The organism is Nonomuraea sp. NPDC005501, assembly GCF_040605905.1.
Classification (GTDB): domain Bacteria; phylum Actinomycetota; class Actinomycetes; order Streptosporangiales; family Streptosporangiaceae; genus Nonomuraea.
On record NZ_JBEXDT010000041.1, the window covers coordinates 37,870 to 53,580 of the forward strand.

General features: G+C 72.1%; 11 protein-coding genes. 5 read left to right on the forward strand and 6 right to left on the reverse strand.

From position 1 onward, the window contains the following. Positions 1–16 precede the first annotated feature (16 nt). The 3 genes from ABZS51_RS20930 to ABZS51_RS20940 form a co-directional block, all read right to left on the reverse strand. Positions 17–2,155, reverse strand: a complete 2,139-nt coding sequence (locus tag ABZS51_RS20930; protein WP_355443374.1) for an N-acetylneuraminate synthase family protein — start codon at positions 2,153–2,155, stop codon at positions 17–19. A gap of 62 nt (positions 2,156–2,217) precedes the next feature. Next, positions 2,218–2,895: a response regulator gene (locus tag ABZS51_RS20935; protein ID WP_355443376.1), complete on the reverse strand. Its 678-nt coding sequence runs from the start codon at positions 2,893–2,895 to the stop codon at positions 2,218–2,220. Next, positions 2,892–4,397 carry a sensor histidine kinase gene (locus ABZS51_RS20940; RefSeq protein WP_355443379.1) on the reverse strand — a complete coding sequence of 502 codons (1,506 nt, stop codon included), beginning with the start codon at positions 4,395–4,397 and terminating at the stop codon, positions 2,892–2,894. The genes ABZS51_RS20935 and ABZS51_RS20940 overlap by 4 nt, the downstream gene beginning before the upstream one ends. 136 nt (positions 4,398–4,533) lie before the next feature. Between ABZS51_RS20940 and ABZS51_RS20945 the strand changes: the two genes are divergently transcribed. Continuing rightward, positions 4,534–5,871, forward strand: a complete 1,338-nt coding sequence (locus ABZS51_RS20945) for a cation:dicarboxylase symporter family transporter (protein WP_355443382.1) — start codon at positions 4,534–4,536, stop codon at positions 5,869–5,871. Positions 5,872–5,926: 55 nt separating this feature from the next. On the opposite strand, the gene ABZS51_RS20950 is transcribed toward ABZS51_RS20945, so the two are convergent. The 3 genes from ABZS51_RS20950 to ABZS51_RS20960 form a co-directional block, all read right to left on the reverse strand. Further along, complete coding sequence (locus tag ABZS51_RS20950; RefSeq protein WP_355443385.1) at positions 5,927–6,727, reverse strand: SAM-dependent methyltransferase; 801 nt, start codon at positions 6,725–6,727, stop codon at positions 5,927–5,929. 88 nt (positions 6,728–6,815) lie between these two features. Then, positions 6,816–8,171, reverse strand: coding sequence for an ATP-binding protein (locus tag ABZS51_RS20955; protein WP_355443388.1), 1,356 nt, complete (start codon positions 8,169–8,171; stop codon positions 6,816–6,818). 99 nt (positions 8,172–8,270) lie between these two features. After that, the gene (locus ABZS51_RS20960) at positions 8,271–9,878 is read right to left on the reverse strand and encodes a glycoside hydrolase family 13 protein (RefSeq protein ID WP_355443390.1); all 1,608 of its coding nucleotides are present in this window, start codon (positions 9,876–9,878) and stop codon (positions 8,271–8,273) included. A gap of 301 nt (positions 9,879–10,179) precedes the next feature. Between ABZS51_RS20960 and ABZS51_RS20965 the strand changes: the two genes are divergently transcribed. The 4 genes from ABZS51_RS20965 to ABZS51_RS20980 are packed head-to-tail and all read left to right on the forward strand — an operon-like array spanning position 10,180 to position 15,700. Beyond that, a complete protein-coding gene (locus ABZS51_RS20965) occupies positions 10,180–11,469 on the forward strand; it encodes an extracellular solute-binding protein (protein WP_355443394.1) in 1,290 nt (429 codons plus the stop codon). Positions 11,470–11,473: 4 nt separating this feature from the next. After that, positions 11,474–13,042, forward strand: a complete 1,569-nt coding sequence (locus ABZS51_RS20970) for an ABC transporter permease subunit (RefSeq protein WP_355443397.1) — start codon at positions 11,474–11,476, stop codon at positions 13,040–13,042. After that, positions 13,039–13,878 (forward strand): sugar ABC transporter permease, encoded by an 840-nt coding sequence (locus ABZS51_RS20975; RefSeq protein WP_355443400.1) that lies wholly within the window; start codon positions 13,039–13,041, stop codon positions 13,876–13,878. Before ABZS51_RS20970 ends, ABZS51_RS20975 begins: the two co-directional genes overlap by 4 nt. Before the next feature lie 4 nt (positions 13,879–13,882). Then, positions 13,883–15,700, forward strand: coding sequence for a glycoside hydrolase family 13 protein (locus ABZS51_RS20980; protein ID WP_355443403.1), 1,818 nt, complete (start codon positions 13,883–13,885; stop codon positions 15,698–15,700). Positions 15,701–15,711 lie beyond the last annotated feature (11 nt).

The following is a 15,711-nucleotide window of genomic DNA, read 5'->3' on the forward strand; positions in this document are numbered from 1 at the left end:
GAACGGAGTGGCAGGGTCAGGCGGTGACGCGGCGCAGGCGGGCCTTGGGGGCCTCCTCGCCGGGGAAGACCCGCTTGACGCCGTCGCCCAGCGCCTGCTCGATGATCCGGATGTCGCGCACGAGGTGCTCCAGCCCGGACGGCTCCAGCGAGGCGGCGTGGTCGGAGCCCCACATGGTGCGGTCGAGCGTGATGTGCCGCTCCACGCACACCGCGCCGAGCGTCACCGCGGCCAGCGAGATCTGCAGCCCCCGCTCGTGGCCGGAGTAGCCGACCGGCACCCCGTACCGGTCCTTGAGCGTGGTGATGGTGCGCAGGTTCGCCTCCTCCGGAGGCAGCGGGTACGTCGAGGTGGCGTGCATCATGATCAGGTCGCTGGTGCCGAGGATCTCGACGGCCCGGTCGATCTCGGGCAGCGTGGACATGCCCGTGGACAGGATGATCGGCTTGCCCGTGGCGGCCAGGGCGCGCAGCAGCTCGTGGTCGGCGACGCCGGCCGAGGCGACCTTGTGCACCAGGACGCCCATCTCCTCCAGGAACTCCACCGAGGGCACGTCCCACGGCGAGGCGAACCAGTGCAGGCCCCGCTCGTCGCAGTACTTGGCGATCTGCCGGTACTCGTCGACGCCGAACTCGGTGCGCTCCTTGTACTCCAGGTACGTCATCTCGCCCCACGGCGTCTGCCGGATCTGGCCCTTCTGCTCCTCGGGCACGCAGATCGAGGGGGTGCGCTTCTGGAACTTGACGGCCTGGCAGCCGGCGTCGGCGGCGACGTCGATGAGGCGGCGGGCGAGGTTGAGGTCGCCGTTGTGGTTGATGCCGATCTCACCGATCACGTACACCGGCAGGCCGTCGCCCACGAGCACGTCGCCGATGGCCACCGGCGCCGGGGCGGTCCTGGGGCGGTCCTGGACGGCGGCGCCGAGGCTCCTCACGGCGGGAGAGGCGGGGGAGTCGAGGGTGGGCACCGTGGCGGGCGCCGGCGTGCCGGGGACCAGCGGGGTGGCCGGCGCGACCGGGGCCGGAGCGGGACGGGCGGCCATCACGCGGTCGCACAGCTCGCGCACGGCCCCCGACCCGCCCACGCGGGTGAGGACGACGCGGGCGGCGGCCCGCACCTTCGGGTGCGCGTCCGGCACCGCCACGGGCCAGCCGACCTCCGCCATCGGGCCGAGGTCGTTGACGTCGTTGCCGACGTAGGCGACGCGGGCCGGGTCGAGCCCCTCGATCGCCAGCCAGTCGCGCAGCACGGTCCGCTTGTCGGCGAGCCCCTGCAGCACCGGCACGCCCAGCTTGCGGGCCCGGGCGGCGACGACCGGGTTGTGCTCGGTCGACATCACGAGCACCTTCACCCCGGCCCGGCGCAGCAGCGAGACGCCCATCCCGTCGGAGCGGCTGACGAGGACCATCTCGCGGCCCTCGGAGTCGACGTAGGCGCGGTCGTCGGTGTGGACGCCGTCGAAGTCGGTGATGACGGCGTCGACGTCGATCGGCTCCGGCTGGTCGACGAACGGGGCGAGCGCCCGGACCAGCTCCAGGTCCTCGGGGTCGTCGATCTCGATGGCGTGCCGGGTCGGCACGGACTGGACGGCGACGGTGCCGAAGAAGCGGTGACCGTGCTCGCGCAGGCCGGAGGCGCGCATGGCGTAGAAGGCGCCGTTCTCGCGGAACTGCGGCTCACGGTCCTGCCGGCGGGGCCGTACCGCGGGGTCGTGGTTGACGCCGCGACCGGCGGCCGTCCAGAGGAACTCGTGCGTCGGCAGCCCGGACACGACCGAGTCGGCCTCGCCGTCGAGGACCCTGCGCACGGCGGCGGACAGGTCGGCGGGGTCGATGAAGGCGCTCGTGCACTGCACGAGGACGACGACCTCGGGCTCCTCACCGAGCGCGTCCAGGGCGTGCAGCACCGCCGACTCGCTGGAGGCCGTCGCGCCGCTGAGCTCCTCCGGGCGCTCGACGACGAGCGCCCCCGCCTGCCGGGCGGTCTCGGCGATGCCGGCGTGGTCGGTGCTGACCACCACCTGGTCGATCAGCTCGGCCCGCAGGCACGCGCGCACGGCGCGGGCCACCAGCGGCACCCCGCCCACCGTGGCGAGGTTCTTCAGGGGGACGCCCGCCGAACCTCCGCGGGCGGGAACTACGGCCAGGACTCGCAACGTGACTCCTCAGTGCTTCAGGGATGCACCAGAAGCTAGAGGCCCGGATTGAACGACCAGCGTCACTCCCCTGAACGTTGCGTGGGCATCCGGTAGAGCAACTCTGGACGGCCCACCCCGCCGTACTGCGGGAAGCGCACCGCGACGCCCCGCTCCACCAGGTACTCCAGGTAGCGGCGGGCCGTGACCCGCGACACCCCGGCCGCCGCGCCGACCGCCTGCGCCGACACGCCCTCGGGCCGGCCGCGCAGCTCGGCCGCGACCGTGTCGAGGGTGTCCTGCGTCATGCCCTTGGGCAGCTCGGTGGCGACGCCGCGCAGCGTGCCCAGCACCCGGTCCACGTCGCCCTGGCCGACGATCTCGCCGGCCGCCCTGCGGAAGCGGGCGTAGCGGGTCAGCTTCTCCTGCAGGGCGGCGAACGCGAACGGCTTGAGCAGGTACTGCGAGATGCCGAGCGACACCGCCGAGCGCACCATGGCCAGGTCGCGCGCCGAGGTGATCGCGATGACGTCGCACAGCAGCCCGCCGGCCCGCACGGCGCGGCACACCTCCAGCCCGTGCATGTCCGGCAGGTACAGGTCGAGCAGGATGAGGTCGACCGGCGTGTGCCGCAGGAAGCGCAGCGCCTCGCCGCCCGAGCGGGCCACCCCGGCGACCCGGAAGCCGGGCACCCGCTCCACGTAGATGCGGTTGGCCTCGGCGGTGATCTCCTCGTCCTCGACGACCAGCACGGAGATCATCGGACCCGCTCCGTGACCGGGAGCCGCACGGTGAACTCCGAGCCCGTCACGTCGATCACGCCGCCCAGCCGCCGCACCGCCTGCCCCACCAGGGCCAGCCCGAGCCCGTGGCCGTCGCCCTTGGTCGTCCAGCCGCGCCGGAACGCCTCGGGCGAGACGAGCCCCGGCCCGTCGTCGGCCACCCGCACCAGCACCTCCCGGTCGTCGCCGCGCAGGCACACCTCCACCCGTGAGGCCGCGTCGATCGCGTTGTCGATGAGGTTGCCGAGGATGGTCACCAGCTCCCGCGTCTCGACGCCCCTCTCGACGCCCAGGTCGTCGAGGTCGCTGTCCTGGCTGATGACGAGCTCGACGCCCCGCTCGGCCGCCTCCGAGCTCTTGCCGAGCAGCAGCGCCGCCAGCACCGGCTCGCGCACCGCGCCCATCACGCGGTCGGTCAGCTCCTGCGCCGCCCGCAGCTCGGCCGTGCCGAACGCCACCGCCTGCTCCGCGCGGCCCAGCTCCACCAGGGTGATCACCGTGTGCAGCCGGTTGGCGGCCTCGTGCGCCGCCGACCGCAGCGACTCGGCGAACCCCCGCTCGGCGTCGAGCTGCCCCGCCAGTGCCTGCAGCTCCGTGTGGTCGCGTACGGTGACGACGGTACCGAGGCGGCTGGCCGCGCCGTTGACCGCGAGCACGCGGTCGCCGACCAGGTGGATGCGCTCCTCCCGGCTGGTCAGCACCTCGGCCAGGCCGAGGCCGGCCACGTGCCGCCCCTCGGCGTCGCCCGGCAGGCCGAGCAGGTGGCGGGCGGCGTCGTTGCACAGCGTCAGAGTGCCGTCCTTGCCCACCAGCAGCAGCCCCTCCCGTACGGCGTGCAGGACCGCGTCGTGGTGCTCGTGGATGCGGCTCAGCTCCACCGGGCCGAGCCCGTGGGTCTGCCGGCGCAGCCGCGAGGTCACCAGCCACGTGCCGCCCGCGCCCAGCCCGAGGGCGAGCGCCGTGATCAGCCCCGTCCACACGAGCACCACGAGCAGCTCGGCGCTGACCCGCTCCTCCTTGATGCCCACGCTGACCAGCGCCGGGATGGAGCCGCCGGCGCGGACCGGGACGACCGCGCGCACGGACGGGCCGAGCGTGCCCGTGTAGGTCTCGGTGAAGGGGTGTCCTTGCAGCGCCTTCTCGGTGTGGCCCAGGAAGCGCCGCCCGATCTCGGCCGGGTTGGGATGCGTGTAGCGGGTGCCGTCCGGCTTCATGATGGTGACGAAGTCGACGCCCGTCTCCGCGCGCACCCGCTCGGCGTACGGCTGGAGCCGGGCCGTCGGCGACGGCCCGGCCAGGGCCGCCCGCACGTCGGGGGAGGCGGCCACGCTCAGCGCCACGGCCTGGGACGTGGCCGCGGCCTGCCCGCTGACCACCTCGCGCGCCAGCACCGACTCCAGCACGGCGCCGCCCGCCACGGCCACGGCGACCACGACGAGCTGCAGGAGCAGCATCTGCCCCGCCAGGCTCCACTGTCGCATCCGGAACCTCTCCGTACTCCTCACCTCGCCCGTCACGAACGCGGTGAACGAAACTTACGCAATGGTGACGTGGATCACCACAGGCCGCATAGTCACGAAGTGAGAAGAGTCCTCCCCGATGCTTGGAGCGCCTCCCATGCGTGACCGCACCCATTACCTCTATCTGGCCGTCATCGTGGCCGTCCTGGCCGGAGTCCTGGTCGGATTCGTCTGGCCGGACGTGGGCCTGGCGCTCAAGCCTCTCGGCACCGGATTCGTGGCCCTCATCAAGATGATGATCGGCCCGATCATCTTCTGCACGATCGTGCTCGGCGTCGGCTCCGTGACCAAGGCCGCCAGCGTGGGCAAGGTCGGCGGGCTCGCGCTCGGCTACTTCCTCGTCATGTCGACTGTAGCGCTGGTCATCGGCCTGGTCGTCGGCAACCTCATCGACCCGGGCAGCGGGCTGCACCTGACCGACGCCGCCAAGCAGGCCGCGGCGGCCGAGGCGGCCAAGGGCGAGGCGACGGGCACGGCCGACTTCCTGCTCGGCATCATCCCGACCACGCTGGTGTCGGCGTTCACCGAGGGACAGGTGCTCCAGACGCTGGTGGTGGCGCTGCTCACCGGCTTCGCGCTCCAGGCGATGGGCGCCAAGGGCGCGCCCGTCCTCAACGCCATCGCGCACCTCCAGCGGCTGGTGTTCCGCATCCTCGCCATGATCATGTGGGCGGCCCCGATCGGCGCCTTCGGCGCCATCGCGGCGCTCGTCGGCGCCACCGGCCTCGACGCGCTCAAGAGCCTGGCCGTCCTCATGGCCGCCTTCTACATCACCTGCGCGCTGTTCGTCGGCGTGGTGCTCGGCACGCTGCTGTGGGTGTTCGCCCGGATCAACCTGTGGTCGCTGCTGCGCTACCTCGGCCGGGAGTTCCTGCTCATCCTGTCCACGTCGTCGTCGGAGTCGGCGCTGCCGCGGCTCATCGCCAAGATGGAGCACCTGGGCGTCAGCCGCACCGTGGCCGGCATCACGGTGCCGACCGGTTACTCCTTCAACCTCGACGGCACGGCCATCTACCTGACCATGGCCACGCTGTTCATCGCGTCGGCGACCGGGGCGCCGCTCCAGCCCGCCGAGCAGGTGGGGCTGCTGCTGTTCATGGTGATCGCCTCGAAGGGCGCCGCCGGCGTGACCGGCGCCGGACTGGCCACGCTGGCGGGCGGCCTCCAGTCGCACCGCCCCGAGCTGGTGGACGGCGTGGGCCTCATCGTCGGCATCGACCGGTTCATGTCCGAGGCGCGGGCGCTGACGAACTTCGCCGGCAACGCCGTGGCCACCGTCCTGGTCGGCAGGTGGACCGGCGGCTTCGACCGGGAGCGGGCGCTGGAGGTGCTGGCCGGGCGCGACCCGTTCGACGAGTCCACGCTGCTGGACGACGACGAGCGCGAGCCCGAGCCGCCGGCGGCCCAGACCGACCGCGAGATGTCACCGGTCTGATCCCCGGGTCCGTCTGCCGGCCGGGCGCCCTTTCACGGGCGTCCGGCCAAAGGCGCTAAGGCTTGCGGCCGATGCCCGCGTACCCCATGCGGGCGAGCTCCTCGGCGATCATCGGCCGGTCGGCCGGGTCGATGAACGGCCAGCCGGTCTGCTCGCCCAGCCCCGTGGCCAGGCCCGGCGGGATGAGCTCGAAGTCGCCGAAGAAGGCCGCGATCTCCGAGCCCGGCCGCGGGCAGAACGGCGTGTTGGCCCGCCGGTAGAACTCGACGACCTTGTTGACCAGTTCCGGCGCCGTGTCGCTGCCCACGTGCGAGATCGCCAGATAGCTGCCCGGCGCCAGCGCCTCCCGGTAACGGGCCACGAACCCCTGGGGGTCGTCCCCGTCCGGCACGAGGTGCAGGAAGAACATCATCAGCAGCGCCACCGGCCGGTCGAAGTCGATCAGCTCCCGCACCCTGGGATCGCCGAGGACCTCCTCCGGCCGCCGCGCGTCGGCCTGCACCATGGCCACGCGGTCCGGTTCGGCCAGCAACGCCCGCCCATGGGTCGCGACCACCGGGTCGCTGTCCACGTACACCACCCGGGCGTCGGGGACGTACCGCCGGGCCGCCTCGTGCACGTTCTCCTGCGCGGGCAGCCCGGACCCCAGGTCCAGGAACTGGGTGATTCCCTGGTCGCACAGGTACTTCACCACGCGGCCGATCAGCGCGCGGTTCTGCTGGGTGCCGACGCGGACGTCGGGCATCACGCTCAGCACCAGCTCCGCCAGATCCCTGTCGGCCTGGAAGTTGTCCTTGCCGCCGAGAAAGTAGTCGTACATCCGCGCCGCGTTGGGAACGTGCGGATCAATGCCCAACGGCGCCTGCTCCATCATGAGTCTATGATTCCGGACATCAGAGGCTTCCATCCACTGATTCCCCTGATGTCGCGTTCTTTCCGGTATGTCACTCGGGTGTTCGCGCCGCCGACGGCAGGCGCAGCACGAAGCGGGCGCCGCCCTGGCAGTCCTCGACCGTGAGCGCCCCGCCGTGCGCCACCGCCACGTCGCGGGCGATCGCCAGTCCCAGGCCGGTGCCGCCCGCGTCGCGGCTGCGCGCCGCGTCCAGGCGGGTGAACCGCTCGAAGATCCGCTCGCGGTCCTCCTCGGCGATCTCCGCGCCGTCGTTCTCCACCGCCAGGACTGCCAGCCCGTCCTGAGGCTCCACCGACACCCTGATGCAGCGGTCGGCGTGCCGCGCGGCGTTGTCCAGCAGGTTCGTCAGCACGCGGGAGAGCTGGAGCCGGACGCCGTTGACGATCACGCCGTCGGCGGCCGCCAGCCGTACCGGGATCTTGTCGTTGCGGACGGACAGCTCCTCGCGGACCAGCTCGCCGAGGTCCACCCGCTCCATCGCCGCGTCCACGCGCGAGCCGATCCGAGCCAGCAGCAGGAGGTCCGTGATGATCGCCTCCAGCCGGTCGGTGTCGCGCAGCGCGCTGGACACGAGCGCGTCGAGGTCGGTGTCGTCCGGATAGAGCTGGGCGCTTTCGAGCTGGGCGCGCAGCCCGGCGATGGGGGTGCGCAGCTCGTGGGAGGCGTCGGAGGCGAACTGGCGCTGCTGGTGGGCCGAGCGCTCCAGGCGCGCCAGCGTCCCGTTGATGGAGGCGGCCAGCCCGGCCAGCTCGTCGTCCCGGGCCGGCTGCGTCACCCGGCGGCTCAGGTCGCTGGCGTTGATCTCGTCGAGCTGGGCGCGCATGGCCGCCACGGGACGCAGCGCGCGGCCCATGATCGTCCACGTGGCCCAGCCGGTGAGCGCGATGAGGATCAGGGTCTCGATCGAGGTCACCGTCTCCAGGGTGTGCCCGGCCAGCACGCCCGGCGCCCGCCGCCCCGCGTACACGACGCTGGAGTTCGCAGCGGGCGACACGCGGACGGCGGTCAGGTGCAGGCACACCTTGGGGAGGCAGCGCGTGGTGCTGATGACGCGGTTGTCCGGGGTGGGCCACACGTCGGTGAGGCGCGGCATGGCGAGCGCCGCGCCGCTGACCGCCGTGATGGTGCCGTCCGGGGCGACGATCTGGATGAGCGGCACGGTCGGATCCAGCGCCGCGACCCTGCCGCCGCGCCACTGTGTGCCGTCGCGGGTCTCCGCTGCGATCCGCTCGGCCGTGTTACGGGTGTCCGTCGCCACGCTGGCCGCGACCCAGGTGCGGGTCACGGTGACCGCCCCGATGCCGACCGGGACCAGCAGGATCGCGGCGATCAGTGTCGCGACGAGCGTGACACGCCCGCGCAGGGAGCGCGCCCAGTTGCGGGACACGCCCCGAGGCTACTAACCGTGACAACCGCCGGAAGTCGTGCGAAGGGAAAGATTCCCCCAACGCTCACGACCGCGTGCACGACCGGCGCTCACGTTCGGTCAGCTGGTGAGCGCCAGCCAGATCGTGGTGTCCGGGGCCACCGCGCGGGGGTCCGGCTGGGGGCCGCTGGACAGCAGGACCTCGCCCGAAAGCCCCAGCTCCGCCAGCGTGACCGGCTCCTCGCCGGTGTTGAGCACGACGGCCAGCCCGGGCGAGCGCTCCAGCGCCAGCACGTCCTCACGCGTGTCCAGCACGGAGGACTCCAGCCAGCGCAGGACGCCGCCGCCCAGCGCCGGATGCCGCTTGCGCAGCCGCAGGGCCGCCCGGTAGAGGCTCAGGGTCGAGTCCGGGTCGTCCTGCTGGGCCTCGGCCGACAGCTCCCGCCACTCCTCGGGGATCGGCAGCCAGGGGTCGCGCCAGCCGCAGCCCGGCGCGGTGGTCCACGGCAGCGGCACGCGGCAGCCGTCCCGGCTCTCGCCGCTGCGCTTGAACGCGGGGTCCTGGCGCAGCTCGTCGGGCAGGTCGAGCACCTCGGGCAGCCCGAGCTCCTCGCCGTTGTAGAGGTAGGCGGAGCCGGGCAGCGCCAGCATGAGCAGCGTCGCGGCGCGGGCACGGGCCAGGCCGCCGTGCCGGGTGACGTGGCGGGGCTTGTCGTGGTTGGACAGCACCCACGTGGTGGGCGCGCCGACCAGCTCGGCCTCCGCCAGCGACTTCTCGATGACCGTGCGGAACGACTTGGCGTGGTAGTCGGCCATCATGAAGTCGAAGTTGAACGCCTGGTGCAGCTCGTCGGGCCCGACGTAGCGGGCCAGCCGCTCCGGCGACGACACCCACGCCTCGGCCACCGCCATCCGGCCGCCCGGGTAGGAGTCGAGGATCGGCCGCCACTCGCGGTAGATGTCGTGGACGCCGTCCTGGTCGAAGTACGGCACCCGCTCGTCGCCGAGCAGCTCGACCTGGCGGCCCTCCTTCGGCCCGACGTCCGGGAGCCCGTCGTCCTTGATCATGCCGTGGGCCACGTCGACCCGGAAGCCGTCGACGCCGCGGTCCAGCCAGAAGCGCAGGATGTCGCGGAACTCGGCCCGCACCTCGGGGTGGTCCCAGTTGAGGTCCGGCTGCTCGGGCGCGAACAGGTGGAGGTACCACTGCCCGTCCTCGACCTGGGTCCAGGCGGGGCCGCCGAAGACCGACTCCCAGTCGTTGGGGGAGTCGCGGAAGATGTAGCGATCGCGGCGCTCGCCGCGCAGCGCCTGCTGGAACCACGGATGCCGGTCGGAGGAGTGGTTGGGGACGAGGTCCACGATGACGCGGATGCCGAGCGCGTGGGCGTCGGCGACCAGCGCGTCGAAGTCGGCCAGCGTGCCGAACATGGGGTCCACGCCGCGGTAGTCGGCCACGTCGTAGCCGGCGTCGGCCTGCGGCGAGGTGTAGAAGGGGCTCAGCCAGAGGGCGTCGACGCCCAGCTCGCTCAGGTAGCCCAGCCGCCGGCGCACGCCGGGCAGGTCGCCCATGCCGTCGCCGTCGTCGTCGGCGAAGCTGCGGGGATACACCTGGTAGACGACGGCGTCCCGCCACCAGTCGTCGCCGGTGGGCGGCCCGGTGGGCGGCCCGGTGGGCGGCACGGCGGGCGATGCGTCGTTCGGCAGCGAATGCGGCGTGGTGCCCATGGTCGTCCTTCCCCCGGGTGGTTCGTTCCGATGCAGGATGGCCTGCGGCGTTACGAGAGGTCAAGCGCAACTTGCGGAAAGTTGCAGAAGCGTCCCTTCTGCCGGTCAGGGCGCTGGCTCTGAGGTCAAGCCGGGGTCAGGATGGGTCTGGATCAGGTAACGCTTTTTGCAAGTTCTTCCAATTCTTGCAAAGTCTCGCTAACGTCCCGGAAACATAAGCCGCTCATCCGCGGCCCACATCGACTTCCAGCGGCGGCACCTCGCGCGTGCCGCCGCTCCCTCCGTGACCTCTGGAGGTCCCATGCGCAAGCGAGCTCTGGGTGCGGCGGCACACGTGGCGGCCCTGTCCGCCCTGGCGATGGCCGTGTCTGCCTGCGGCGGCGGCGAGCCGGCCGCCGCCCCCTCCTCGGCGCCCACCGGGTCGAGCGGCGCCACCGCGCCCGCCGCCCAGGGCGGCAAGCTCGTGATCTGGGCCGACCCCAACCGGGTCAAGGCGCTCAAGCCCTTCGCCGAGCAGTTCGGCACCGAGAACGGCGTGACCGTCGAGGTGAAGGAGATCAGCAAGGACAACCAGCAGGTCTTCCTCACCGCCTCCCAGCAGGGCAGCGGCCCCGACATCATGGTCGGCGCGCACGACTGGATCGGCAACCTCGTCCAGAACGGCGCCATCGACCCGGTCAACCTCACCGAGGAGCAGAAGGCCGCCTTCCCCGAGATCGCCATGAAGGCCGTCACCTTCAACGGCCAGGTCTACGCCGCGCCGTACGCGGTGGAGAACATCGCCCTGATCCGCAACACCGAGCTCGCGCCCGACGCGCCCGCCACCCTCGAGGACCTCGTCGCCAAGGGCAAGCAGCTCAAGGCCGCGGGCAAGGTCAAGGAGGTGCTCTGCCTGCCGGTCGCGCAGAAGGGCGACGCCTTCCACTCCTACCCGATCTTCGCCTCCGGCGGCGGCGCCCTGTTCGGCGCGACGGCCACCGGCGACCCGGACGCCAAGAAGGTGCTGGTCGGCTCGCCCGACTCGGTCAAGGCGTTCGGCAAGCTGAAGGAGCTCGGCGAGAAGGGCGACGGGGCGCTCAAGACCTCCATCACCAACGAGAACTACATCCCGAGCTTCGCCGCCAAGAAGTGCGCCTTCCTCGTCTCCGGCCCGTGGGCCATGGGCGATGTGAAGAAGGGCGGCTTCTCCTACGACATCACGCCCGTCCCGCCGTTCAAGGGCGGCAAGCCGGCCACCCCGTTCGTCGGCGTGCAGTCGTTCTTCGTCGCCGCGAAGGGCAAGAACAAGACGCTGGCGCAGGAGTTCGTCACCAACTACGTGACCAACAAGGACGTCGCCAAGGCGCTCTACGCGGCCGACCCGCGCCCGCCGGCGCTGACCGCGGCGCTGCAGGAGGTCCAGGCCACCGACGCCGACGCCGGCAAGTTCATGGACGCCGGCAAGGACGGCTTCCCGATGCCGGCCATCCCCGAGATGGCGGCCATCTGGGAGCCCTTCGGCATCGCCGAGGCCTCGGTCGTCAAGGGCGGCGACCCCGCCAAGGCCGCCGCGGCGGCGCAGAAGACCATCGACGGCTCGCTCAAGAACTGACGTCATGACGCAGGACACGCGCGTGGCCGCGGACACCCGCAGGGGTCCGCGGCCACGCCGGGAGATCACCACGACGTACGTGGTGAGCAGGATCGCGGTGCTGGCCGTGGCGGCCGCGATCCTGCTCTACGCCGTGCCGCCGCTGGTCGCCGCCGAGGCGTGGGCCTCGCTCACGCTGCTCTGCCTGGCGAGCGCGGGCATCGCCTACCTCTACCTGACCCGCCGCTTCGTCCCCGCGAAATACCTCGTCCCGGGCACCATCTGCCTGATCGCCTTCCAGGTGTTCCCCGTCCTGTACACGGTGAGCACCGCCTTCACCAACTTCGGCGACGGGCACCGCGGCGACATGCAGGCGGCGGTCACCGCCATCGAGACCGGCTCCGTGCGGCAGGCCCCCGGCTCGCCCGAGTACGCGCTGACCGCGGCGCTGCGCGACGGCGAGCTGGTGTTCCTGCTCGTGGACCCGAAGACCAAGCGGGTGCAGGCCGGCTCCGGCCAGGGACTGACCCCCGTGACCGGAGCGCGGCTCGGCATCACCGGCAAGGTCCTCCAGGCTCCCGGCTTCACCGTGCTCAAGGCCCCCGAGGCCGCCGCCCGCGGGCAGGAGATCTCCGCGCTGGCCGTCCCCACCTCCGGCGGGGTGATCAAGGCCAACGGGCTGAGCCGCGCCGTGGAGGGCAGGTCCGCGCTCACCTACGACGCCGCCTGCGACTGCGTCAACGGCGAGGGCGGCCCCTGGAAGGCCGACGAGGCGCGCGGCTACTTCGTCAACGCCAAGGGCGAGCACCTGGCGCAGGGCTGGCAGGTGAACGTCGGGTTCGGCAACTTCACCCGAGTCGTGACCGACCCCACCATCTCCGGCTACTTCCTCGGCGTCTTCGGCTGGAACGTGGTGTTCGCGCTGGTCTCGGTCGTCAGCACGTTCGTGCTCGGCATGTGCGTGGCGCTCGCGCTGCACCATCCCCGCATGCGGGGCACGGGCGTCTACCGGATCATGCTGATCCTGCCGTACGCCATGCCGTCCTTCGCGATGCTGATGGTGTGGCGTGACATGTTCAACCGCGACTTCGGCCTGATCAACCAGCTCCTCGGGCTGAACGTCGACTGGCTCGGCCAGAGCGGCACGGCCCGCGCGGCCGTCATCCTGGTCAACCTGTGGCTCGGCTTCCCGTACATGTTCCTGGTGACCACCGGCGCGCTCCAGGCGATCCCGCGCGAGCTGACCGAGGCGGCCTCCATCGACGGGGCCTCGCCCTGGTACGGGTTCCGCAAGGTGACGCTGCCGCTGCTGCTGGTGGCGCTCACGCCGCTGCTCATCTCGTCGTTCGCGTTCAACTTCAACAACTTCAACGCGATCCAGCTCACCAGCGAGGGCGGCCCGTTCCCCGCCGAGAGCCCGCAGGTCGGCGCGACCGACCTGCTCATCACCTACACGTTCCGGCTGGCGTTCGGCGCGGGTGGGGCGCAGTTCGGGTTCGCGGCGGCCATCTCGGTGTTCATCTTCGCGCTCGTGGCGGTCATCTCGGCGGTGGCCTTCCGCCGGACCCGCAAGCAGGAGGAGGTCTACGCGTGAAGCTCGCGCTCAGGCACGGCTTCGTGCTGCTCGTGTGCGTGTTCGCCCTGGTGCCGATCATGTTCGTGGTGTCGGCGGCGATCAACCCGCTCGGCACGCTCGCCTCCACCGACCTGCTGCCGAACGGGGCGAGTCTCGGCAACTTCGCCGCCCTGTTCACCAACGACCGGTACCCGTTCGCCCGGTGGTTCCTCAACTCGGTGTTCATCGCGCTGGCCGCCTCGTTCGCCAGCCTGCTGCTGTCGATGATGGCCGCCTACGCCTTCAGCCGGATGCGCTTCCGCGGGCGCCGGGTCGGGCTGCTGTCGCTGCTGCTCATCCAGATGTTCCCGCAGTTCCTGGCCATCGTGACGATCTTCATGATCTTCACGCGGGTCACCGAGCTGTACCCGGCGTTCGGCTTCGACACGGTGTGGGGCCTCATGCTGCTCTACCTGGGCGGCGCGCTGGGCGCGAACACGTGGCTGATGAAGGGCTTCCTCGACACCGTGCCGAAGGAGCTCGACGAGGCGGCCACGGTCGACGGGGCCACGCACGCGCAGATCTTCTGGCGGGTCATCCTGCCGCTGGTCACCCCCATCCTCGCGGTGACGGGGCTGCTCGCGTTCATCGGGATCATGAGCGAGTTCATCATGGCCAGCGTGTTCCTGCGCGACCCGGCGAGCAAGACGCTCGCCGTCGGCATGTACGGCATGATCGCCGGCGACCAGCGCAACGCCAACTTCGGCATGTTCGCCGCCGGCACGCTGATCACCGCGATCCCGACCGTCGGTGTGTTCCTCTGGCTGCAGAAGTTCATCGTCTCGGGCCTCACCGCCGGGGCCGTGAAGGGGTAGGCGCATGCTGTGTCTCGTCGGGGAGCCGCACCACGACGGCTCCGCGCTCTACGTGTCGGACCTCACGCCGTCGCCGGGCTCCCCGGTGACGGTCTGGGTCCGTGCCCCCCGCTCCGCCGCCGTCACCGGCGTGCACGTCCGCACGGTGTACGACGGCGAGCCCCGCTACACCGAGGCGGCCGTCGACGAGCTGAGGACGTCCTCGGACGTCACCGGGTACGGGCGCCAGGACGTGTGGTGGCGCGCCGAGATCGCCGCCGTCAACCCGGTCACCCGCTACCGCTTCCTGCTGCACACCCCGGGCGGCCAGGCGTGGCTCACCGCCGGCGGGCTCGCCGCGCACGACGTGACCGACGCCGGCGACTTCCGGCTCGTCTCCCACGAGCCGCCGCCGCCCTGGATGGCCGACGCGATCGTCTACCAGATCTTCCCCGACCGCTTCGGCCGCTCCGGCGCGTCCCGGCCGCTGCCCGGGTGGGCGCTGCCACGCGACTGGGACCGTGACCCGGTCATCCCGGAGGGTCCCGGCACCTCCCAGCAGTTCTACGGCGGCGACCTCGACGGCGTGGTCCGGCACCTCGACCACGTCCGGGCCCTGGGCGCCGACACGGTCTACCTCACACCGGTCTTCCCGGCCCGCTCCAACCACCGCTACGACGCCGCCGCCTTCGACCAGGTCGACCCGCTGCTCGGCGGCGACGAGGCGCTGGGCAGGCTCGCGGACGCGCTGCACGGGCACGGCATGCGGCTGCTCGGCGACATCACCACCAACCACTGCGGAGACGCGCACCCGTGGTTCACCGCCGCGGTGTCCGACGTGAACGCGCCCGAGCGCGAGATGTTCTACTTCGACCCCGACACCGGCGACTACGAGGCGTGGTTCGGGGTCAAGACGCTGCCCAAGCTCAACTGGGGCAGCGAGCTCGTCCGCTCCCGGGTGCCGGCCACGCTGAGGAGATGGCTGGGCCCGCTCGACGGATGGCGGGTGGACGTCGCCAACATGACCGGGCGCTTCGGGGCCGACGACCACACGCACGAGGTCGCGGCGCTACTGCGCCGTGAGGCGGGGCCCGGGGCGGCGCTCATCGCCGAGCACTGCCACGACGCCACCGCCGACCTCGACCGCGACGGCTGGCACGGCACCATGAACTACGGCGGCTTCACCCGCCCCGTCTGGACCTGGCTGCGCGACCCCGGCCTCGACCTCGCCCACTTCCTCGGCGTGCCCGGCGGCGTGCCCTCGCGCGCCGGCACGGCGGCCCTCGCCACGGTCCGGACGTTCGCCGCGCACATGTCGTGGCGCTCGCTCGTCCACTCCTGGCAGATCCTCGACTCGCACGACACGCCGCGGATCCGCACCGTCACCGGCTCCCGCGAGCGTCACCTGGTGGCCCTCGGCCTGCAGGCCACGCTGCCGGGCACGCCGATGGTGTTCGCGGGCAGCGAGTTCGGGCTGACCGGCGTCAACGGCGAGCACGCGCGCACCCCCATGCCGTGGAACCGGCCGGCCGACCAGGACCTCGTCACGCTCACGGCGTACCGGGAGCTGTTCGGGCTGCGCCGCGCCGAGCCGGCGCTGCGGCGCGGCGGCCTGCGCTGGCTGCACGCCGACGCGGACCATCTGGTGTTCGCCCGCGAGACCGAGGCCGAGACCCTCCTGGTGAGCGCCCGCCGGGCGCCGGGCGAGCCGCTGCCCCTGCCGGGGCCCGCGACCCCCGTCTACAACACTTCGGACACGAACGCGATCCCGGGCGGCGGGCCGGCCCTGAGGATCTGGCGTCTGGCGCGGCGAGCGGATACGTTGGGCGCTCTCCCTGTGTGAGCGTTCAACTT